Below are 20,932 nucleotides of genomic sequence, written 5' to 3' on the forward strand. Positions count from 1 at the left end.
AGGTCGCTGCGAGAGTTATCCCATGGAGGTCTTGGGGGAACTCGCAGAAGCAGGTGGGGCGTTGCGGCGGGCCAAGTTGCCCGCCGCCGCTTCTGCTATTCGGCCCGCTTCCGGTCCGGGCCTGCGCAGCGTCCCCGCCGGACCGCAGCCTTCTCAGGCGATAGCATCCGACGGCGGTGGGCCCGGTGATCTCGCGCGGATCCTTGGGCTGATGGCGGATTTGAGTTCGACGGCGGTCGGGGACACCGGGGTGATGGGCTTCCGGGAGGCCGCTGACTTCGCGGCGAACGTTGAGGAAATCGCCCGGTCCATGGAATACCTGCAAGTGGTCGCAGCCGGGGCTGTGGACCGGACCCGGCGGGAGGCCTCCGCTGCTGCGCGGGCCGGCTCCGGTTCTGGGGTTGGTTGGACCACCGGGTGGGGCGAAGCAACTGCCGTCCACGGGCCCATCGGCTGGGCCACCAGCGAAACGGACACCGCCCAGGCAGCCAAGGCGGTGGTTCGTAACGAAGCTCCGGCCCTCGCCAAAGAACCGGACCCGACGGATGACGGCTGCCGGAACACTACCGAGTTCCTGCGTATGAGGCTGAGGATCGGTGCCGGCGAAGCCCGCCGCCGGCTTGCGCTGGCCGAAGCGGTGCTGCCAACGACCGGGATCACCGGCCACGTCCAGGAACCGGAGCGGCCCGTGCTCGCAGCCGCAGTGGCGTCCGGGTCGGTGGGCTCCCGTTCCGCGACCATCATCACCCTCGCGCTGGACCGGGTCCGGCACCACGCCCCCGAAGACACCATGGCAGGGATGGAACACGCCCTGACCCGCACCGCGGCAGAGAACGACACCGATTTCGTAGCCCGCGTCGCCCGCCAGCTGGTCGAGGCGATCGACCAGGACGGCAGCGAACCCTCCGAGGAGGAGCTCCGGCACAGGCAGGGCGTGTTCATCCGGAAACCCCGCCGCGGACTCCACCACGTGGAAATCTTCGCCACCGCCGAGCAAACCGAACACCTGCTGACTGCGATGAATACCGCCACCAACCCCCGCACTCAACAGGGCGGGCAGGATCTGGAGCAGCGCACCCGCCAGCAGCAACTCCTCGACGGCCTCGTCGGCGCCTGCAAAGCAGGCCTGACCACCGACATGCTCCCTGCCGCGGTAGGGCTCCGGCCCCAGGTAATGGTGACCATCGACTACCGCGACCTCCTCGACCAGTTGGACAGCCTCGAGAGCACCACCGGGGCCTCAGGCACCAGCCAGAGAACCGGCACCGACATCCCCGGCACGGGCTCCTTCACCTTCACCGGACCCGTCACCGCCGCCACGGTCCGGAAGATCGCCTGCGACGCGGACATCATCCCCGTCCTGCTCGGCAGCCAGGGCCGCGTCCTGGATATCGGACGGACCACACGGATCTTCCCGCCCCACATCCGCAAAGCCATCACCGCCCGCGACCAGGGATGCGCCTTCCCGGGCTGCACCATCCCGGCGCCCTGGTGCGAAGCCCACCACATCACCTACTGGTCCCGCGGCGGAACCACCAGCACAGACAACGGCACCCTGCTTTGCAGCCATCACCACCACCTGATCCACAAAGAACAGTGGCACATCCGCGTCCAAACCGGCGTCCCGTGGTTCATCCCGCCACCACATATCGATCCACGCCAAAAACCGCGAAGAAATGCGTACTTCCGTTGCTGACAGGCGCCCAAGGGAAGCGCCAGGAGCCACGCGCGGACGTGCGCCGAACCGGGGCGGGGAGTGTCCGTTCAACGGTGGATCCACGGTTGGCCCTGGAAGCGCCGCCGAGTGGTGCGCGCGGGCAGCCGCGCTGCAAGAATCAAGCGACGGACGCTCGCACCTTGGACCATGGAGACTCGCCACGCTGAGCCGTTTCACGTGGCCCCGATCCTTCCAGCGCAGCAAGTCCGGACGTACAGAGACGTACAGAGAGAAGAGCACAATGAGCAACGAACAGATGGCACCTGAGACGAAGGGTGTCACAGTGGAGGTACTTTCAACGGTTGACCTCACCTCAGAGATCGAAGGCATGGAAGGGCACCGGCTTCGAACGCGCATGGTGACCATCGAGCCCGGAGGCGTCTTCGGCCCGATCCACGACCACGTCGGCCGTCCTGGCACCGTCTACATCCTGCAGGGAACGATCACTGACCATCGAAATGGCGTCGCCACGGACTACGGGCCCGGAGTGGGATGGCCCGAAGATCGCAACACGACCCATTGGCTCGAGAACAGGGGAACGGTTCCAGCGGTGGAGATCTCGGTCGATATCGTCAAGCAAGACTGAATCGAGGCAGTCGCAGTACTTCGTTAGGGCATCAGCCCTAGCGTCCCGCCGCGTATCCCTGCGCACCGCGGGGGTTCGCTGCGCTCTGAAGGACTCCCGTCAGCGGATCACGTACGACGGCGGACAACCGTCCCAGCGTCCAGTCGCCGGCCCGCGTGATCCGATGACCACGGCGTTCCAGGCCTGCAATGACGTCCGTACCCAACCGGTCCTCCACCACGGCGCCGCCCGGTTCCCAGGTGCGGGGCCAGAACGACCCCGGCATCGACGTCGTATGGAACGTTGGCGCATCAATCGCCTGCTGCGGGGTGTAGCCGCCCACGATGGTCCGCAGCAGGTACGGCAGCTGCCACTGGTCCTGCTGGTCGCCGCCGGGCGAGCCCAGCGCCGCAACCGCCGTGCCGTTTCGCAGCACGAGGGTGGGCGTCATCGTGGTGCGGGGACGTTTGCCCGGTGTGAGCGTGGACGGTGTCCCTGGTTCGAGCCAGGTCATCTGCAGCCGCGTTCCCAGGCAGAAACCCAGGTCCGGAATCGCCGGAGAGGACTGCAGCCAGCCGCCGGACGGAGTCGCCGAGATCATGTTGCCCCAGCGGTCAACCACGTCGATGTGGCAGGTGTCGCCGCGCGTCTCGCCGGTGGCCAGCACCGTCGGCTCACCCACGCCGGCGCCGGCAGTCCCGCGAAGACCCGGCCCGACGTCGTCGCTCGCGAGCGCCGGCGGCACGTACTCCGTCCGCAGCGGCGGGATAAAAGGTTCGCGTCCCGGGACCGCGCCTGGCCGGAATTCAAGCGAGGCGCGCTCGGCAATCAAGGCACGGCGCGATGCGGCGTACTCGGCGGACAGCAGATAGTCGAGCGGAACGTCAGTGTCGCCGTAATAAGCCTCCCGGTCGGCGAGCGCCAATTTCTGGGCCTCAAGGATGGTGTGCGCGCCCAGTTCGGTGGACGGGTCCAGGTACTCATCGGCAAACCCGTCCAGGATCGACAGGGTCTGCAACAACGCCGGACCCTGGCCCCACGGACCCGTCTTGGCGATGGTGTGTCCCCTGAACTCAAGAGTGGCTGCGGCTTCGTAGCCCGCTTCGAATCCTTCGAGGTCATCCATTGCCAGGACGCCGCGATGGTCCGTGCCGGAGGAATGCCTGTGCGGGTTCTGAACGGATGCCACCAGGGCCTTCGCCACAAAGCCTTCCCGCCATTCGCGGCGGGCGGCGTCGATGCGGGCTTCGCGCGTGGACTCCGCCGCCCCGGCCTCCACCAGCTGCCCCAGCGTCCGGGCATAGGCCGGATTCCGGACGATTTCACCCTCTGCCGGAACCCTTCCTTCAGGCATCCAGAGCTCGGCCGAGGTGGGCCAGTGTTCGCGAAACAGCCCGGCAACGGCCGCGATGGTCGTCCCAACCCTGCCCAGCACGGGATGGCCGTCACGGGCATATCCGATCGCGAACTCCAGTACCGAAGAGAGCTCCCACGTTCCGTGGTCGCGCAGCAGGAGGAGCCAGGCGTCGACGGCGGCAGGCACCGCGGCGGCCAGGGCGCCTGAACCGGGCACCAGTTCCAGGCCCTCGGAGCGAAAGTGCTCCGGAGTCGCCCCCGCGGGCGCCGGTCCCTGTCCCATCAGGACCAGCGGCCTGTCTGGCTCCTGGGCAGTGACAAATATCCCGGTCATGTCCCCGCCCGGTCCGTTCAGGTGCGGCTCAACAACGTGAAGCACAAACGCCCCGGCCGTGGCGGCGTCGAACGCGTTTCCGCCACGTTCCAGCACGGCCTGGGCGGCCGCCGTCGCCAGCCAATGCGTGGACGCACTCATCCCGAAGGTTCCCCGCAGGGTGGGGCGCGTGGTGAAGGGGTCGGGCCGGGTGAAAGTCATGGGGACCACTGTAGCCACAGCCGCCACCGGCGGGCCGGATTGGCGGTTACTTGCCCAGGCCGGCCTTCCGCAGCGCCTCGGCCATGGCGGTGTTGACCGGCGCGGGCTTTGCTGGCGGGGTCCGCTTGGCATCGGCACGGTCGTTCCGCGGCTGGCCGCCGGTACCCCGCGGCTGGCGGCCGTCACTCGCCTGCCGGTCGCCGGACGCCTGCCGGTCGCCGGACCCCTGCCGTGGTGCCCCGCTCCCCTGGCGCCCACTGCGTTCGTTCCCCTGGCGCCCGGCAGCAGCCGGCCTGCCCGCCGCAGAAGGCTGCCGTCCACCGGCAGGTGACGGTTCGTCGTCGAGCCTCAGCGTGAGCGAGATGCGCTTCCGCTCGGGATCAGCCTCGAGGACCTTCACCCGCACCACCTGTCCGGACTTCACCACTTCCCGCGGATCGGACACGAAACGGTTGGCCAGCGCGGAAACGTGCACCAGACCGTCCTGGTGCACCCCGACGTCCACGAACGCCCCGAACGCGGCTACGTTGGTGACGGTTCCTTCCAGGATCATCCCGGGCCTGAGGTCGGAGATCTTTTCGATCCCCTCCGAGAACTTGGCGGCCGCAAACGCCGGCCGCGGGTCACGGCCGGGCTTCTCCAGTTCGGAAATGATGTCCTGCACCGTAGGCAGGCCGAAGGCGCCTTCCACGAAGTCCTGCGGGTTGAGCGAAGCGAGGCTGCCGGCACCGGACCCGCTAAGAGCTGCCTTCCCGGCAGCGGACGTGCCGGCAGTTGACTTGCCAGCAGTTGACTTGCCGCCTGCGGCGGCGAGGATCTTCCGCGCCACCGGGTAGGCCTCCGGGTGCACGCTGGAAGCATCCAGCGGTTCCGCACCGCCCGTGATCCGTAGGAAGCCGGCGCACTGCTCGAACGCCTTGGCACCCAGCCGCGGCACCTTCTTCAGGTCACTGCGCTTAGCGAACGGCCCGTGCTCGTTCCTGTACGCCACAATGTTCTCGCTCAACAGGGGCCCGACGCCGGCCACCCGGCTCAGCAGCGCGGGCGACGCCGTGTTCACGTCCACGCCAACGGCATTCACGCAGTCCTCCACCACGGCGTCCAGGCTGCGGTCCAGCTTCGCGGCCGTGACATCGTGCTGGTACTGCCCGACGCCGATCGATTTCGGCTCGATCTTCACCAGCTCGGCCAGCGGATCCTGCAGGCGCCGGGCGATGGACACCGCCCCTCGCAGCGAGACGTCCATGCCGGGCAGCTCGGCCGCAGCCAGCGCCGACGCCGAATACACCGAGGCACCGGCCTCGGACACCACCAGTTTTTCCGGCGTCCGGGTTGCGGCGCCGTTCCCCGGCTGGCCCGGAGCTGCATCCGCCGACAGCTTTTTGATCAGTTCGAGCGCAAGTTTGTCGGTCTCCCGGGACGCCGTCCCGTTGCCGATCGCCACGAGTTCGACGGAGTGCTGGCGCGCCAGCCGTACAAGTGCTGCCAGGGCCTCGTCCCACTTCCGCGCCGGAGCGTGCGGGTAGACAGTGTCCGTGGCCACCACCTTTCCCGTCCCGTCCACCACGGCCACCTTCACACCGGTGCGCAACCCCGGGTCGAGCCCGAGGGTTGCCCGGTTGCCGGCCGGGGCGGCGAGCAGCACGTCGCGGAGGTTGGCGGCGAAGACCCGCACCGCCTCGTCCTCGGCGGCCGCGAACATCCTCCCCCTCAGATCGGCCGTCAGCCGGGCCAGCACCCGCGAGCGCCACGCCACCTGCGCGGTCTGCAGCAGCCATTCATCGGCGGTCCGGCCGCGGTCCGCAACCCCGAGGAACCTGGCCACGGCGGACTCGTACCGGCCGCGGGCGGCCGCCAGGGCGTCGTCGTCGGACGGTTCCGCTTCAGCGAGGTCTAGCTCCAGCACCCCGTCCTTTTCCCCGCGGAGCAACGCCAGGACACGGTGCGACGGCATCCCGGACGGCGCCTGCGAAAACTCGAAATAGTCCTTGAACTTCTGCCCCTCGGCCTCTTGGCCCTTCCTCACCCGGGACACCATGCGGCCCTGGGTCCACAACCGCTCACGCAGCGTCTCGGCGAGATCCGGGTCCTGTGCCACCCGCTCCACCAGGATGGACCGGGCGCCCGCCAGCGCTGCCGCGGCATCGTCGATGGAATGTTCGGCGTTCAGGAACTTGGCGGCCTCGCGTTCCGGGTCCAGTTCCGGGCGCTTGAGCAGCGCGTCGGCGAGCGGCTCCAGCCCCGCCTCACGGGCGATCTGGGCCTTGGTCCGCCGCTTGCTCTTGAAGGGGAGGTAGATGTCTTCCAGCCGCGATTTGGTATCGGCGCCGACGACGGCGGCCTGCAGTTCAGCTGTCAGCTTGCCTTGCGCGGCAATCGCTTCAAGGACCGTCCGACGCCGGTCCTCCAGTTCGCGGAGGTAGCGGAGCCGCTCCTCGAGCTCGCGGAGTTGGGTGTCGTCCAGCGTCCCGGTGGCTTCCTTGCGGTACCGGGCGATGAAGGGGACCGTCGAGCCGCCGTCGAGCAGTTCCACCGCGGCCTTCACCTGCCACGCCTTGACGCCCAGTTCGCCGGCGATCTGGGCTGCGATCTGTTCCGCTACGGTGTCTGCTGTCTTGCCGGCGGGAGCCTTGCCGGCGGGTTTACCGGTCGCGGTGACGTGGGTGGCAGGGGATGCGGACGGGCGTTGCGGGATGTGGTTCACCCAGAACATTTTGCCTTACCGGACCGACAGTATGTGTTGCCGCAACATGACAGCGCAGTCACACACGGCCGAAACTGGGGCTACCCACGAGGGAAAAGAAGTGGTGTAGTGGCAGTTGGGGGAGCCGGTCGATCAACGGAGGCGGTCCATCATGCAGGAGTTGCTCATCATCCTTCAGGGCGGCTTTGAGGAGGACAACGTCACTGTTTTCGTCAACGGCAAGCAGGCCAGGCGCGACACCGCTCTCTCCACCAACCCGCTGCTGGGCATAGCGGAAGAAGTTGCGATCGAGCTTCCGGCGCGCGGTGCCCTTATCGGCGTCGACGTCACCAGCCGGGGCTTGTCCGGGGGCGTGAAGCTCAGCGGCAAACCGAAGAGCCTCCTCGTTTCCATCGAAGACGGCAAACTCCTGCTGCGTGAGGGAACCGGCCGCGAGGCCGTCCTGTAGCCTGCGGTCAACTGGAGACCGGTGCAAGGAGCTGACGGCAGGCGCGAAACAAGCGCCGCACATGGTTCGCGGCGCTTGTTGCTTGGGTCAGTCGGACAGTCGTTGCTTATCTTCGGCACTAGGCCATGTTCTCCATGGGCTTCTTTGCCGAAATGTGTTCCACCAGTTCGCCGACGCGCTCTTCCGAGTAGTTGCGTGCAATGTCGCCCTGGCTGATGATGCCCACCAGCTTGTGGTCGGAAATGACGGGCAGGCGCCTGATCTGGTACTGCTCCATCACTGCGATGGCTTCGTCGATGTTGGCGTCAGCATCGATCCAGCGTAGATTGCCCTGGGCGAGGTCTATGGCCCTGACCTCCCTGGCGTCCAAGCCCTCGGCAACGCACCTGAGTACGATGTCGCGGTCCGTGATGAGTCCCCTGAGTTTGCCTTCGCTGCCACAGATCGGCAGCGAACCACAGTCAAGGTCGCGCATCATTACGGCCGCTTCCTGCAGTGTCTGCTCTTCCCTGACGCACTGGGCGTTGGTAGTCATGAATTCACGTACGACGCTCATCAGTCCTCCTTCATCGGTTGGGATTCGACGCAGGGGCCTTCGGCTCCGGCGCCGATGCTGTCAGCCTACGCCCGGTCAAACGCCCTGACTAGGCTCAATGATGGTTCGTCGGACGGTGTCACTGGACGGCGCGCCCGGGCCGGTTCGGGCTCCGTTTCGGAGTTCATCCGACTACTCGGCGATGTCCTCTGCCCACAGTTCCGGGTAGTCGCGCTGGAAGCCAACCATCATGTCCACGCAGCGCTGGTCGTCCAGCACCAGCACTTCCACCCCGCGTGAGCGCAGGAGCTCAAATTCGCCCGGGAACGTCCTGGCCTCTCCCACCACCACCCTGGGAATCTTGAACTGGATGATGGTCCCGGTGCACATCGCGCACGGGGCGAGGGTGGTGTACAGAGTGGTGTCCCGGTAACTCTTCTGGCGCCCGGCCGCGCGGAGCGCCGCCATCTCGCCGTGCGCGATCGGATCGCCGTGCTGCACACGCTTGTTGTGGCCGCTGGCGAGCATTTGACTCCCCCTCACCAGCGCGGCCCCGATGGGGATGCCGCCTTCGCTGAGGCTCTGCTGCGCGGCCCGGACAGCCGCTTCGAAAGCGGCCTCGTCGTACATGGCAGCGGCTGAATCGGTTTCCGCGGTGACGGTGTAGTCGCTTGGTTGCCTGCTCATGCGGCCCCTCCCCTATGGCCGGCAAGTCCCGCCGACTCCTCGATGTCCTGGACCACTTCATTCTTCCTGAGAAACCAAGGTTTGAACGGCGGGTCGAAGCGTGCGAACCGCGGCGCCCCGATTGGCCTGAGGCCGGCCTGCGCCAGGGCTTCCTGCAAGCCGTGGTTCCGCTTCTGGAACGCCGCTTCCGACCCCTTGCCGGAGAACCCCAGCACTGCGGCCACGGAGCCGTGGACGGCCCGAATTTCTACTTCGGGATTGTTAGGAACGGGAGCTGTCGCTGCCGTGATGTTGGCGGGAAGAACGAATGCAACGACGAATTCACTGTCGCCGAACGCACCGCTCTGGAGCACCGGCGCGGTCATGGCCAGTTTCCGGGACGGCGCGGGACTTTGCAGGACCGGGGCGGTCATGGGCACGGACTCGCGAGCGGTGTTGTTGCCGCTGATGTACCCAAAAAGGAGCCGAAAGGCGGCGTTGCCCGCGCGATCGAAGGGCGCGTTCACCTTCACTTCGGCAACAGCGTGCGCCGGGTAACGACGCACTTCAAAATCCGGGAACCGTTGGACGACTTCGAAAGGCTGCTGTTCAGTCATGTTCCTCAGACCTTACGCCGACCGTGCCGGCCCGGGCCAGAGGTCAGTGCTCACGGGCCAGCGCCCACGGGTGAGTGCTCATAGGCATGCCCCCAGGCGAGGGCACTCAGGCGAGGGCACTCAGGCGAGTGCACTCAGGCGAGTGCACTCAGGCGAAGCGGATTGTCAGAGGCCTTTGGTAGCTTGGCAATAGGACATCAAGGGCATCATCAACGACAACATCAACCACAACATCCAGGGCAACGAGGCGCAGTGTTTCTTCTTGAACCGGAAGTACCGGATCGGGCGCAGGATCTGATCTTCTCCGCGAGCGATCTGGTGATCGCTGCCACGTGCGAATACCAGGTGCTGCGCAAGCTCGACGAAAAACTGGGCAGGTCCGCAAAGGCCGACTTCGAGCCCGATGAGATGCTGGCCCGCACGGCGAAACTTGGTGACGTCCACGAACACAAGGTGCTGGACAAGTTCCTTGACGAATTCGGCCCCTGGGATCCCGCTACCGGACGCGGCGTGTACGACGTCGCGTCCGCCACCTCGATGGATCGCGCCACCCTGCAGGCCAAGCACGCCGAATCCATTGATGCGCTGCGGGCCGGGGCGGACGTCGTGTTCCAGGCGGCCTTCTTCGACGGGCGCTTCCACGGCCGCTCCGACTTCCTGGTCAAACAGGACAATGGCAGCTACGCCGTGTTCGACACCAAGCTGGCGCGCCATGCCAAGGTGACGGCGCTGCTCCAGCTTGCCGCGTACGGCGACCAGCTGCTGCACGCCGGAATCGCGCCGGACCCTGCGGTGACCCTGATCCTGGGTGCCACGGTGGAATCAGCCGGAGGCGGCTTCGACTACGTCCGGAGCAGCCACAAGCTGGCGGACATCCTTCCGGTCTTCCGCGAGCGGAGGGACAGGTTCCTTGATCTGACGGCCGGCCACTGCAGCCAGCCCGACGCCGTCAGCTGGGGTGCGTCCGGCATCGTGGCCTGCGGCCGGTGCGATTACTGCCAGGAACAGGTCAAGGCGACGGACGACCTCCTCCTGGTGGCCCGGATGAACTCGGCGCAGCGGAAGAAACTCCACGAGAAAGGGATCTTCACTGTCAAGCAGTTGGCCGACGCCACGTTGCCCGGAGCCAACCCGTCCCTGCTGCGGATGCAGGACCAGGCCAGGATGCAGAGCAACGCGGGCACGGCGGAAGGTTCCGTGAGCTATGTCAAGGAGGGCGAGCAGCACCGCATCAGCTACCGGGTGATCCCGGAGAACACCCTGGCGGAACTGCCCCCGCCCAGCCCTGGAGACATCTTTTTCGACTTCGAGGGGGATCCGCTGTGGCAGGACAGCGCCACCGGAGTCTGGGGGCTCGAGTACCTTTTCGGGGTTGTCGAATCACCGCAGGAACCGGATGGCGGGACCGTGTTCAAGCCGTTCTGGGCACACAACCGTGCGGCGGAGAAGCAGGCCTTCCTCGATTTCCTGGACTACGTCGAGGACAGGCGGCGCCGGTACCCGGACATGCACGTCTACCACTACGCCGCCTACGAGAAGACCGCCCTCCGCAAACTGTCGGTCATGCACGTCGCCGGCGAGGACATCGTGGACAACTGGCTGCGGGACGGGCTTCTTGTGGACCTCTACCAGACTGTCCGGAACAGCATCCGCATCTCCGAAAACTCCTACAGCATCAAGAAGCTCGAGCCGCTGTATATGGGCAGCAACCTCCGCTCCGGGGACGTGAAGGACGCCGGCGCGTCGGTGGTGGCGTACGCCGATTACTGCGAAGCACGCGACGCCGGGCTGGCCGCGGACGCCGAGGCCATCCTCGCCGGCATCTCCGACTACAACGAATACGACTGCCTCTCCACGCTGGAACTCCGCAACTGGCTGCTTCGGCTGGCCACGGAGCGCGGAATCGGTGCGGCACTGGCCGCCACCGGACCCGTTGGCTCCGGCGGCATCGGCGTGGACCCCGGAATCGGCGGATCTGCCGGAAATTTAGGCCGGGCGGCACCTGAGCCCGGCGACGGCTCCGCGGTCCGGCCTTCAGAACTCGTTATCAGGGCTTACCTGGAACGGGCAGCGGAGTTCCGCGCCGCCGGTCATGAGTTCAGCGTCCCCGAGGCGGATGTTCAAGCCGTCGCGATGGTGGATGCCGCCGTGAGCTATCACCGCCGTGAGCGCAAGGCTTTTTGGTGGGCCCACTTTGACCGCTGCGAAAACGGCCCCGACACCCACCAGCAGGACCGCAACGTCTTCCTCGTGGAGGAGGCCAGGATTCTCAACGACTGGCACAAGGTGGGCACCAGGCTCCCGGAGCGCAGGGTACAACTGACTGGCACGGTGAGTGCCGGATCGGACCTCCGCGAGGGCAGCACATGGTTCCGGATGTATGACCGACCCTTGCCCGCCGGTCTCGCGGGCACGGGCAGCGACGGCTCGGGCCGTAACGGGTGGTTCGGGACGGAGGTGCTGGAGCTCGGCCACGAGGACGGCAGGGACACTGTGGTGATCCGCGACAGGCTGCACCGGAAGATCGAGCCGCACAACAGCCTGCCCATCGCGCTCACCGAGGACCAGCCCGTCGCCACCAAAAGCCTGGAGGAAGCGCTGGCCCTCCTGGCCGAGCAGGTGGCTGCCGGCCTTCCGGACGGCTCGGCCGAGAGTCCGGGTAAGCCTGTTTTCCGGAAGCATCCGGCGTTGGACCTGGTGCGCCGGATTCCGCCGCGGCTGGTGACAGGCGGCCCGCTTCCCGCGCCGGCCGGCGGCCCGGACCGCTTCGTTGACGCCATCACCGCCGCTGTGGAGGCCCTCGACCATTCGTACCTTGCCGTCCAGGGACCGCCGGGCACCGGCAAGACGCACGTCGGCTCGCATGTCATTGCTCGCCTCGTGGCCGGCGGCTGGAAAGTGGGCGTCGTTGCCCAGTCGCACGCGGTGGTGGAGAACCTGCTCTGCACCGCCGTGGAAAAAGCGGGAGTGGACCCGCGGCGGGTCGCCAAGGACGTGAAGCACGACGGTTCCCTGCCGTGGGATCACCGGGCTGCCGCCGACGTTGACCGGCTGCTCAATTCCCCCGGCGGCGCACTGATGGGCGGCACCGCCTGGACCATGACCGGCGCCACGGTACCCGCGGGGTCCCTGGATCTGCTGGTGATCGACGAAGCCGGACAGTTCTCGCTCGCCAACACACTGGCTGTCGCCCAGGCGAGTCCGCGGCTGTTGCTGCTCGGCGATCCGCAGCAGCTCCCCCAGGTCAGCCAGGGCACCCACCCGGAGCCGGTCAACGAGTCCGCCCTGGGCTGGATCTCTGCGGGCCACGCGACGCTTCCCCCTGAACTCGGCTACTTCCTGGCGGATTCGTGGCGCATGGCGGCGCCCCTGTGCGCTGCCGTTTCGGAGCTCTCATACGAGGGGAGGCTCCAGTCGGCCAGCGCGGCGGACCTGCGGTTCCTGGCGGGTGTTCCCGCCGGAATCGAAACCGTCATGGTGCCCCACAGCGGCAACATCACGTCCTCCCCGGAGGAGGCCGCCGAAGTGGTGCGCCAGGTCGGCCGGCACCTGGGACTGACGTGGCACGATGAGGCCGGCACCCGGCCGCTGGGGTCGGAGGACATCCTGGTGGTGGCCGCCTATAACGCGCAGGTGAACCTGATCAGGGACGCCCTCAACTCCGCCGGCCACTCGGCGGTCCGGGTGGGTACCGTGGACAAGTTCCAAGGTCAGGAGGCTGCCGTGGTGATCGTGTCCATGGCCTGTTCGGCGGTGGCGGAGGCTCCGCGCGGCATGGAGTTCCTGCTCTCCCGGAACCGGATCAACGTGGCGGTGTCCCGTGGCAAATGGCGTGCCGTGGTGGTTCGGGCACCGGAACTGACCAACTACCTGCCCACCCATCCGGAAGGCCTCGAACAGCTCGGCGGTTTTATCGGACTGTGCCAGCGGTCGGTTTCTGCCTAGCCGCGAGCAGCAGCGCCTCATCCAGAACTGCTCCGAAGTTCGTAGCGTCGTGGGCGAAACGGCCCAGGAACAGCCCGGAAACGCCGGCGAGCCGGGGAAGCAGGCCCGGCTTGGCAGAGCCGCCGTAGATGACCGGAAGCTGTCGGAGCCCGTGCCCGGCGAGCAGCTCACGGAGGTGATTCACGACGTCGGACACGTGCCCGGCGTTCGCCGGCTCGGCGGCGCCGATGGCCCAGACAGGCTCGTAGGCAACAACGAGGCGGGACGCCAGCTCCCAGTCGCTTCCCACGGCAGCTTCGATTTGCCGGTAGACAAAGACGGCGGCGTCACGGGCGGCGTCGTCCCCCGCGGCGGCGTCACGGGCGGCGTCGTCCCCCGCGGCGGCGTCACGGGCGGCGTCGTCCCCCGCGGAGAGTTCGCCCACGCAGAGCAGCGGCGTCAGCCCGGCGTCGTCCGCGGCCCGGACCTTGAGCGCCACCACGGCATCAGTTTCGCCGAAATGCGCGCGGCGTTCGGCGTGGCCGATCTCCACTAGGCAGACGCCCAGCTCGGCGAGCATGGACGGCGCCACTTCCCCGGTCCAAGGACCGTCGGCCCAGCCGCAGTTCTGCGCACCCAGCAGTATCGGTGACCCATCCAGAACAGATGCGGCCCCCGGGAGAACCGGGAAGGAAGGGATGACAAACGGGACAACCCGCCCGGCCGCGAGGGCCGGGCGGGAGTCCACTTCGTGCCGCAGTCGCTCCAGCCAGTCCAGGGTGTCCCGGTAGCCCAGGTACATCTTGGTGCTGACGCCGACCCACGTGACCGAGTCACTAACGCTGTCACTGACGGTGTCACTGACAGTGCCATTGACAGCCACACTGACACTGTCCGTGGCCTGGCTGGCTGGAGCGTGCTGCATCTCTACTGCTTTCTTGCTGGTGAAACGTTGCTTGCGGGTGGATCTGTCCGGAACCTACTTCTCCAGCAGCTCGTCCGCCTTGTTTTGGAACCTCTTGGTCGCGAACATCATGATGGCTGCCAGGAACGGCAGGACGCCGAGGGCGTAGACGCCCATGGTTCCGGTGTCGGACGCCGTGACTTGGTTGACCGTGGTGCGCAGGATCGGGGCCACGAAGCCGCCCAGGTTGCCCAGCGAGTTGATCAGGCCGATGCCTGCGGCCGCTGCTGTTCCGGTGAGGAACGCGGTCGGGTAGGACCAGGCGATGGGGCCGATCGACAGGAAGCTGCACACCGCGAGGGTGATGAAGATGATGCCCAGCGCAGGGATGTGGTTGGCGCCGGCCCACGCCGAGCCGAAGATGCACAGGCCGGTGGAGATGAACAGCCCCGTGCCCCACACCCGGCGGCGGACGATGGTGTTGGCCGCCTTGCCGATGAAGTAGCAGGCGAAGATGCCGAAGAACCACGGGATCGCTGCCAGCAGACCCACCATGATGCCCACCTTCTGGCCGGTCAGCTGGGCCACCTGCTGCGGCAGGTAGAAGGTCACGCCGTACACCGCCACCTGGAGGCAGAAGTAGATCACCGTGAAATACCAGACCTTGCGGTTCTTCATCGCGGCGAGCACGCCGCGGGGGCCGGTTTCTTCCTTGACGGTGTCCTCCAGCGCCATGACATCCAGCAGCGCCTTCTTTTCACCGGGGTTCAGGAACTTGGCGTCCTGCGGGCTGTTGATCAGGAAGAAGTACGCGGCGATGCCGGCAACCACCGCGAGCATGCCTTCGACGAAGAACATGACCTGCCAGCCGGCTACGCCGGGAACCTGGTCGCCGATGTTGATCAGCCAGCCGGACAGCGGTGCGCCCATCATCTGGGAAAACGGCTGCGCCAAGTAGAAGATGGCGAACATCTTCACGCGCACCTTGTTCGGGAACCAGGCCGCGAGGAACATGATGACGCCCGGGAACAGGCCGGCCTCGGTCACACCCAGCAGGAACCGCAGGATGATGAACGAGGTCTCGCCCTGGACGAAGGCGAAGCACGCGGACACGATGCCCCAGGTGATGGCGATGCGGGCCAGCCACACCTTGGCGCCGAACTTCGTCAGGAGCAGGTTGCTGGGAATTTCGAACAGGGCGTAGCCGATGAAGAAAATACCTGCGCCGAGGGCGTAGGCCCCCGCAGTGACCCCGCGGTCCACACCCAGCGCCGCTTCCGCGAAGCCCACGTTGGTGCGGTCCAGGAACGCGACAATGTACAGAATGACGAGCATCGGCATGAGCCGGAACGAGGCCTTGGAAATCGCCGATTTAAGAATCGGCGATTCCAGGAGCTCCTTGGTGGAAGTTGCTGTTAGGGACATCAAGACTCCTCTTTGAGTAAATCAGTTGCAAACGAAGGGGGTACTTCGGGTCCTAGCGGGAGAACGCGATGATCATGATCCCGGCGAGGCAGGCAAGGATGCCCACGGCAAGGTAGATCCTGCGCTCGCGGCTCCAGGAGCGGAGCCCGGTGGCCTGGGCCTGGGTGCCTCGGGCCTGGGTGCCTCGGGCCTGGGCGGCTCGGGGTGCTGCTGCGGGCTTGCTGTGCTGTGCCATGGCTGGCCTTCCCTAGTGCATGTAGAGTCCGCCGTCCACATTCAGCGTCTGGCCGGAGATGTATCCGGCGTCCTCGCTGATGAGGAAGGCGATGGCTGCTGCGATGTCGCGTGTGGATCCGACCCGGTTGACCACGAGGTCCTTGGTGAGTTCCTCCTTGCGTTCCTGGCTGAGCGTGCCGCCCATGATGTCGGTGTCGATGGGGCCCGGCGAGATGGCGTTGACCGTGATGTCGTACTCCCCCAGTTCGCGGGCGGTGGAACGGGTCAGCCCGATCACGCCGGCCTTCGCCACGGAGTAGGGCGTCTTGGAGAACGTGCCGCCGCCGCGCTGGGCGGACACGGAGGAGATGTTGACGATGCGCCCGATCCGGTTCTTGACCATGGATTCGGCCACGCGGCGGGTGGCGTAGTGGACGCCGTTGAGGTTGATGTTCAGCACGCGGTCCCATTCGGCCGCGTCCAGTTCCAGGTACGGAACCGGCGAGCTGACGCCGGCAACGTTGGCCAGGGCCACAATCTGCGGCAACTCCGTTTCGATCTCGTCGATCGCGCTGCGGACGGATGCTTCATCGCCCACGTTGGCGCCAACGCCACAGGCCTTCACGCCGTACTGGGCGGCGAGTTCCTTGGCCGTGGCCTTGCACAGCGCGTCGTCGAGGTCGATGATGCCGATGTTCCAGCCCTGCGCGGCAAGGTAGTTGACAGTGGCCCGGCCGATGCCGCGCTCGGAGACGGCTCCGGTGACGATGGCCGTGCGTTCCGCGGGAAAGATGCTCATGGTTGCTCCTTGATGATGGCGAACGGAAGGTCCCTGCCCGGCGATCGGGGCCGGCGGCAGGGATGGTTCCTAATGAATCGGCGCGGGGCCCAGGTCTTCAAGCAGCTGCTGCATGGCCACATAGGCCTTGTTGCGGTAAGCGATCAGTTCGGGGGTGCGCTCGGCCGGGACGTTCAGGAAGCCCGCGCCCGTCTTGGTGCCCAGATTTCCGGCCTCCACCAGGTCGGTGAGGATCTTGGGGGTGGCGAAGCGCTCCGGGAAGTCGGTCTGGAGCGACTTGTAGCAGAAGTTGTAGACGTCCAACCCGGCCATGTCCGCGATAGCGAAGGGTCCGAAGAACGGCAGCCGGAAGCCGAACGTGGTGCGAACCAGGGTGTCCACGTCGTCCGCCGTCGCGATGCCCTGCTCCACCAACTGCGCTGCCTCGTGGAAGAGCGCGTACTGCAGGCGGTTGAGCACGAAGCCGGTGACGTCCTTGACGACGGCGGTCTGCTTGCCCGCCGCATGGACCAGATCGCGGGCTGCGCCCACGGTGGCGGCCGAGGTGCCGGCGTGCGGGATGATTTCGACGCCGGGGATGAACGGCGACGGGTTGGAGAAGTGCACGCCGAGGAACCGCTCCGGGTTGGTGACCGGCTCGGACAGTTCGGCGATGGAGATGGTGGACGTGTTGGAACCGATGACGGCGTCCGGCCGGGCTGCGGCGCTGATGCGGGCCAGCGTCTGGTGCTTGATGGCGATGACCTCGGGGACTGCTTCCTCGATGAAGTCCGCGTCCGCCACGGCTTCTTCGATGTCCTTGGCGGCCCACAGGTTCTGCTTCAGGATCTCGGTGGAACCGGCGGGGAACAGGCCGTCGGCCACGAACTGGTCGGACTCCGCCAGGAGCCTGTCGTAGTTGCTCTGCGCCACTTCGGCGGACACGTCGGCGAGTGCCACGCGGGCTCCGCCGAGGGCCAGGACCTGCGCGATCCCGCCGCCCATGTAACCGGAGCCGACGACGGCGATCTTCCGCGCGCTGTTTACCGCACTGGCGGCTGCGGTTGAGGGGGTGCTTGCTGTTTCGGTCATGATCAGACTGCCTTCGTGTAGTCGGGCTCGTAGGAGCAGATGGCGTCCACCTTGGCGGCGGAGGATGAAGTCTCGTCGAAACGGTAGTCGAGCCATTCGCCCACCAGCTTCTTAGCCAGTTCCAGGCCGATGACGCGCTGGCCCATGGTGAGGACCTGGGCGTTGTTGCTCAGGACCGAGCGCTCCACCGAGTAGCCGTCGTGGGCCGTGACGGCGCGGATCCCGGGAACCTTGTTGGCCGCAATGGCCACTCCCAGCCCGGTGCCGCAGATCAGCAGGGCACGGTCCGCCTCGCCGTCCGCCACCTTGCGGGCGGCGTCGACGGCGACGTGCGGGTACGCGGTCGAGTCGTTCGCGCCGACGCCCACGTCCACAACAGACGCCACGCGGCTGTCGGCTTCGAGCAGCGCCTTCAGCGCTTCCTTGTATTCGACGCCGGCTTCATCGTTGCCGATGACAATGCGCCATCCTGCCGTGGTGCTCAGGGTGGTGGTGCTCATGCTTGTACTCCTTTTCCGGCCGCGGAGGCGGCCAGCGGGGAATCAGAATCGAGGTAGTCGGAGATCCGGGCGGCGATCAGCCCGAAGGAAACCGCGCCGGGGTCGGGATGGCCCAGGCTCTTTTCGGCCAGCGGCCGCGCCCTGCCCTTGAGCGGGCGGAGCGATGCGGTGGCGTCGGCGGCGGACTGCGCAGCAGCCGCTGCCGAGGCGAGTGCCGCCGATACGGACGCGCCGCCGTCGAACGCGGTCAGGAAGCTGTCCCGGAACGGAAGCAGCGCGTCCACCATGGTCTTGTCCCCCGGCTCGGCCTTGCCAAGGGCTGTGATTGCGTCCACGAAGGCGGTGACCGCGTCCGCAGCGTCTCCGCCGCTGTAGGAGTCCTTGTTGCCGAGGGCGAGTCCGGCCGCGATGACCGCGGATCCCCACAAGGCCCCGGAAGTTCCGCCGGCGCGTTCGCTCCACGCCTCCCCCGCCGCCGTGAGCACCCGTTCCACCGATGCGCCGGCTGTGGAGACCTCCTGTGCTGCCGCGGTGGCCGCGTCCACGCCGCGGCGCATGCCGATGCCATGGTCGCCGTCGCCCGCGATGGCGTCCAGGTTGCCCAGTTCCTCTTCGTGTTCGACGACGACGCCCTGCACCTGGGCGAGCACGGCGGCCGCCAGCCGGCCCAGGTCAGCTGCTGCCGGCGTCGTGTCTTCCGCTTCGCTTGCCACGGCGTCGTCCGGTCCGGACAGCTCGCGTCGGGCCCGCGGGGCGAGGTTGCCCTTGCGGAAGGCCGGCGTGTCGGCCGGTGCTGCCCACAACTGCTCGAGTTCGTCGTCCAGCCAGAGCAGGGTGAGGGAGAGCCCGGACATGTCCAGGCTGGTGACCAGCTCGCCGCATTCCGGTTCCACCACGGTCAGGCCGGCGGCGGTCAGGAGTTTTTCGATCTTGCCGAAGAGCAGGAACAGCTCATCGTATTTGACCGTGCCGAGGCCGTTGACGATGGCCACCACACGGTTCCCGGCGTCGTAGGGCTTGTCCGCAAGGAGCCTGGAGACGAGCAGTTCGGCGAGTTCGGACGCGGTGGGCATCGGGTGTTCAGAGATCCCCGGCTCACCGTGGATGCCCAGGCCCAGCGACATCTGGCCGGCGGGCACGTGGAACAGCGGTGCGTCAGCGCCCGGCAGCGTGCAGCCGTCAAAGGCCACACCCAGCGAACGGGTGCGGTAGTTGGTCCGGATCGCGAGCCGTTCGACGCCGTCAAGGTCCAGTCCCGCTTCTGCCGCGGCGCCGGCGATCTTGAAGACCGTCAGGTCTCCGGCGATGCCGCGGCGTTTCTCGATCTGGTCCAGCGGGGCGCTGGCGATGTCGTCCGTGACCAGGACGGTGCGGGTTTCGATGCCCTCCGCGTTGAGCCGCAGCTGGGCCTGGCCGAAGTGGAGCACGTCGCCGGCGTAGTTGCCGTAGCTCAGCAGCACGCCGCCGCCCGCGTTGGCGGCCTTGGCCACGCGGTAGACCTGGCCGGCCGCCGGGGAAGCGAACATGTTGCCGCAGGCGGAGCCCGCGGCGAGGCCCGGTCCCACCAGGCCCGCGAAGGCCGGGTAATGGCCGGAGCCGCCGCCCACCACCAGGGCCACCTGGCCGGCAGGCACCTCGGTGGAGCGGACCACGCCGCCGTCCACCCGGGCAACGTACCCGCGGTTGGCTGCCACGAAGCCGTCCAGTGCCTCATCCGCGAAATCTGCGGGGTTGTCGAAGATCTGGGTCATGGTTTCCTCATTGAATCCGTGTTGGGAAATACGGTGTTGGGATGAAAGCGGGCTTTGGTTCCCCGCCTCCGGTTAGGCGCTGGCGAGCTCGACGGCGGCCGGCTGCTGCCGTCCCTGCGCCACCTGGCTCCGGCCCAGTGTGTAGCCGTCCGTCTTGGGAAGGACGTGGCGGCGGAGGTAGTCCTGGTTGCTGGCCGTCACGCTGAGGCCGTCTCCGCCGTAGTGTTCGGTGCAGAGGATGCCCTGGAAACCGACGGACAAGGCCAGCTTGAAGGCCTCGCGGTAGTTGATGAGGCCGCTTTCCATCGGCGCCGGCATGGCAACGTACATGTCGCGTGCAGCGTCCTCGTCGCGGATGTAGTTCTTCATGTGCCAGTAGTTGGAGTACGGCAGGGTCTTGGCCACCATCTCGCGCCAGTCCTCGATGGGCCGGTGAAGGCGGATCAGGTTGCCGAGGTCCGGATTGAGGCCAACGTTGGCGAGGCCGATGTCCTGGACCAGCTGGACTGACGAATCCGCCGTGCCCAGGAACGTGTCCTCGTACATTTCGAGCGAGAGCAGAACGCCCACCTCGGCCGCGTGCCGGCCGAGTTCGCGGAGGCGGCTGACGGCGTTGCCCCAGGCTTCCTTGTTGCCCGCCGGGTCCTTGTAGCCTTCAACTGTCCAGAACCAGAGCTGCTTCTGCTGCTCGGGCGTGATGGCCTGGTGGAGGCCGAAGGAGACAACTTCGCAGCCCAGTTCGGCGGCGGCGTCGATGGTGCGGTGGCTGTAGGCCAGGTTGGCTTCCCAGTTGCCTTCTTCGATGACGCTGCGGCGGATGGCGGAGATGACCGGAACGCCGATCCCCACTGTGTCCGCCGTCTGCTTGAACTCGGCCAGGCGATCCTTGCTCAGGTCGCCGGGACGCACCCAGCTGTCCGTGAGGTCCGCGTTGGCGAAACCGGCTTCCTTGACCTCGGTGAGGACCTCGGCCCAGGCCGAAGCGTCGGCGTCGTTGATATCCGTTCCCTGGGCGTCAGTGCCCGGAAACTGAAGCAGGGCCGCAGTAATGGGCCAGTTCTCGGCTGTGTAGGCCATGATGTCACTCCTTGTGCGAATCCTGTTTCCTATAGGATTTACTATCGACTAAGAGTTGTCAAGGTCACACTTCGGGGTTCGGGTGCCCAACTAGCTAGCAGTAGACGTCGTGAAAAGGCTCT

Annotated in this window: 17 protein-coding genes; 4 read left to right on the forward strand and 13 right to left on the reverse strand. The window is 66.9% G+C overall.

All coding sequences use genetic code 11. The features are described 5' to 3' along the window. Positions 1-22: 22 nt before the first annotated feature. Together WMN78_RS03015 and WMN78_RS03020 are read left to right on the forward strand one after the other, a co-directional pair. The gene (locus WMN78_RS03015) at positions 23-1,696 is read left to right on the forward strand and encodes an HNH endonuclease signature motif containing protein (RefSeq protein ID WP_340532138.1); all 1,674 of its coding nucleotides are present in this window, start codon (positions 23-25) and stop codon (positions 1,694-1,696) included. A 262-nt stretch (positions 1,697-1,958) separates the two neighbouring features. Then, the gene (locus tag WMN78_RS03020) at positions 1,959-2,303 is read left to right on the forward strand and encodes a cupin domain-containing protein (RefSeq protein ID WP_340531939.1); all 345 of its coding nucleotides are present in this window, start codon (positions 1,959-1,961) and stop codon (positions 2,301-2,303) included. 37 nt (positions 2,304-2,340) lie between these two features. On the opposite strand, the gene WMN78_RS03025 is transcribed toward WMN78_RS03020, so the two are convergent. Continuing rightward, on the reverse strand, positions 2,341-4,173 hold the full coding sequence (locus WMN78_RS03025) for a gamma-glutamyltransferase family protein (RefSeq protein WP_340531940.1): 1,833 nt from the start codon (positions 4,171-4,173) through the stop codon (positions 2,341-2,343). A 46-nt stretch (positions 4,174-4,219) separates the two neighbouring features. After that, positions 4,220-6,886, reverse strand: coding sequence for a Tex family protein (locus WMN78_RS03030; RefSeq protein WP_340531941.1), 2,667 nt, complete (start codon positions 6,884-6,886; stop codon positions 4,220-4,222). 142 nt (positions 6,887-7,028) lie between these two features. On the opposite strand from WMN78_RS03030, the gene WMN78_RS03035 reads away from it, so the two are divergent. Then, entirely contained in the window at positions 7,029-7,325 is a 297-nt protein-coding gene (locus WMN78_RS03035; RefSeq protein WP_305939944.1) for a hypothetical protein, read from the forward strand. A 118-nt stretch (positions 7,326-7,443) separates the two neighbouring features. Here the strand turns inward: WMN78_RS03035 and WMN78_RS03040 are convergent, their stop codons facing one another. The 3 genes from WMN78_RS03040 to WMN78_RS03050 all read right to left on the reverse strand — a co-directional run bounded on the left by WMN78_RS03040 (position 7,444) and on the right by WMN78_RS03050 (position 9,143). Beyond that, positions 7,444-7,881: a CBS domain-containing protein gene (locus tag WMN78_RS03040; protein WP_340531942.1), complete on the reverse strand. Its 438-nt coding sequence runs from the start codon at positions 7,879-7,881 to the stop codon at positions 7,444-7,446. Positions 7,882-8,052: 171 nt separating this feature from the next. Continuing rightward, complete coding sequence (locus WMN78_RS03045; RefSeq protein ID WP_340532139.1) at positions 8,053-8,490, reverse strand: nucleoside deaminase; 438 nt, start codon at positions 8,488-8,490, stop codon at positions 8,053-8,055. A 53-nt stretch (positions 8,491-8,543) separates the two neighbouring features. Then, complete coding sequence (locus tag WMN78_RS03050) at positions 8,544-9,143, reverse strand: heme-binding protein (RefSeq protein WP_340531943.1); 600 nt, start codon at positions 9,141-9,143, stop codon at positions 8,544-8,546. A gap of 252 nt (positions 9,144-9,395) precedes the next feature. Between WMN78_RS03050 and WMN78_RS03055 the strand changes: the two genes are divergently transcribed. Next, positions 9,396-13,088 carry a TM0106 family RecB-like putative nuclease gene (locus tag WMN78_RS03055; RefSeq protein WP_340531944.1) on the forward strand — a complete coding sequence of 1,231 codons (3,693 nt, stop codon included), beginning with the start codon at positions 9,396-9,398 and terminating at the stop codon, positions 13,086-13,088. Here WMN78_RS03055 and WMN78_RS03060 read toward each other — a convergent pair. From WMN78_RS03060 to WMN78_RS03095, 8 genes are all read right to left on the reverse strand, one after another. Further along, positions 13,054-13,869: a triose-phosphate isomerase family protein gene (locus WMN78_RS03060; RefSeq protein ID WP_425341107.1), complete on the reverse strand. Its 816-nt coding sequence runs from the start codon at positions 13,867-13,869 to the stop codon at positions 13,054-13,056. The genes WMN78_RS03055 and WMN78_RS03060 overlap by 35 nt on opposite strands. Before the next feature lie 177 nt (positions 13,870-14,046). Beyond that, positions 14,047-15,396 (reverse strand): MFS transporter, encoded by a 1,350-nt coding sequence (locus WMN78_RS03065; RefSeq protein ID WP_340531947.1) that lies wholly within the window; start codon positions 15,394-15,396, stop codon positions 14,047-14,049. Positions 15,397-15,448: 52 nt separating this feature from the next. Further along, positions 15,449-15,631 (reverse strand): hypothetical protein, encoded by a 183-nt coding sequence (locus WMN78_RS03070; protein WP_340531948.1) that lies wholly within the window; start codon positions 15,629-15,631, stop codon positions 15,449-15,451. Positions 15,632-15,643: 12 nt separating this feature from the next. Further along, the gene (locus WMN78_RS03075) at positions 15,644-16,411 is read right to left on the reverse strand and encodes an SDR family NAD(P)-dependent oxidoreductase (protein ID WP_340531949.1); all 768 of its coding nucleotides are present in this window, start codon (positions 16,409-16,411) and stop codon (positions 15,644-15,646) included. 69 nt (positions 16,412-16,480) lie between these two features. Continuing rightward, positions 16,481-17,482 (reverse strand): 3-hydroxyacyl-CoA dehydrogenase family protein, encoded by a 1,002-nt coding sequence (locus WMN78_RS03080; protein WP_340531950.1) that lies wholly within the window; start codon positions 17,480-17,482, stop codon positions 16,481-16,483. Positions 17,483-17,484: 2 nt separating this feature from the next. After that, entirely contained in the window at positions 17,485-17,967 is a 483-nt protein-coding gene (locus tag WMN78_RS03085; protein ID WP_340532140.1) for a ribose-5-phosphate isomerase, read from the reverse strand. An 11-nt stretch (positions 17,968-17,978) separates the two neighbouring features. Next, a complete protein-coding gene (gene dhaL / locus WMN78_RS03090; RefSeq protein WP_340531951.1) occupies positions 17,979-19,733 on the reverse strand; it encodes a dihydroxyacetone kinase subunit DhaL in 1,755 nt (584 codons plus the stop codon). A gap of 72 nt (positions 19,734-19,805) precedes the next feature. Then, on the reverse strand, positions 19,806-20,810 hold the full coding sequence (locus WMN78_RS03095) for a sugar phosphate isomerase/epimerase family protein (protein ID WP_340531952.1): 1,005 nt from the start codon (positions 20,808-20,810) through the stop codon (positions 19,806-19,808). Between the last annotated feature and the right edge of the window lie 122 nt (positions 20,811-20,932).

This window comes from Arthrobacter oryzae, from assembly GCF_037911235.1.
GTDB lineage: Bacteria > Actinomycetota > Actinomycetes > Actinomycetales > Micrococcaceae > Arthrobacter > Arthrobacter oryzae_E.

Bases quoted from the DNA above. Each gene is read 5' to 3' on its own strand.
- WMN78_RS03015 (WP_340532138.1), top strand. From the start codon at position 23: ATGGAGGTCTTGGGGGAACTCGCAGAAGCAGGTGGGGCGTTGCGGCGG.
- WMN78_RS03020 (WP_340531939.1), top strand. From the start codon at position 1,959: ATGAGCAACGAACAGATGGCACCTGAGACGAAGGGTGTCACAGTGGAG.
- WMN78_RS03025 (WP_340531940.1), bottom strand. From the start codon at position 4,173: ATGACTTTCACCCGGCCCGACCCCTTCACCACGCGCCCCACCCTGCGG.
- WMN78_RS03030 (WP_340531941.1), bottom strand. From the start codon at position 6,886: ATGTTCTGGGTGAACCACATCCCGCAACGCCCGTCCGCATCCCCTGCC.
- WMN78_RS03035 (WP_305939944.1), top strand. From the start codon at position 7,029: ATGCAGGAGTTGCTCATCATCCTTCAGGGCGGCTTTGAGGAGGACAAC.
- WMN78_RS03040 (WP_340531942.1), bottom strand. From the start codon at position 7,881: ATGAGCGTCGTACGTGAATTCATGACTACCAACGCCCAGTGCGTCAGG.
- WMN78_RS03045 (WP_340532139.1), bottom strand. From the start codon at position 8,490: ATGTACGACGAGGCCGCTTTCGAAGCGGCTGTCCGGGCCGCGCAGCAG.
- WMN78_RS03050 (WP_340531943.1), bottom strand. From the start codon at position 9,143: ATGACTGAACAGCAGCCTTTCGAAGTCGTCCAACGGTTCCCGGATTTT.
- WMN78_RS03060 (WP_425341107.1), bottom strand. From the start codon at position 13,869: ATGTACCTGGGCTACCGGGACACCCTGGACTGGCTGGAGCGACTGCGG.
- WMN78_RS03065 (WP_340531947.1), bottom strand. From the start codon at position 15,396: ATGTCCCTAACAGCAACTTCCACCAAGGAGCTCCTGGAATCGCCGATT.
- WMN78_RS03070 (WP_340531948.1), bottom strand. From the start codon at position 15,631: ATGGCACAGCACAGCAAGCCCGCAGCAGCACCCCGAGCCGCCCAGGCC.
- WMN78_RS03075 (WP_340531949.1), bottom strand. From the start codon at position 16,411: ATGAGCATCTTTCCCGCGGAACGCACGGCCATCGTCACCGGAGCCGTC.
- WMN78_RS03080 (WP_340531950.1), bottom strand. From the start codon at position 17,482: ATGACCGAAACAGCAAGCACCCCCTCAACCGCAGCCGCCAGTGCGGTA.
- dhaL (WP_340531951.1), bottom strand. From the start codon at position 19,733: ATGACCCAGATCTTCGACAACCCCGCAGATTTCGCGGATGAGGCACTG.
- WMN78_RS03095 (WP_340531952.1), bottom strand. From the start codon at position 20,810: ATGGCCTACACAGCCGAGAACTGGCCCATTACTGCGGCCCTGCTTCAG.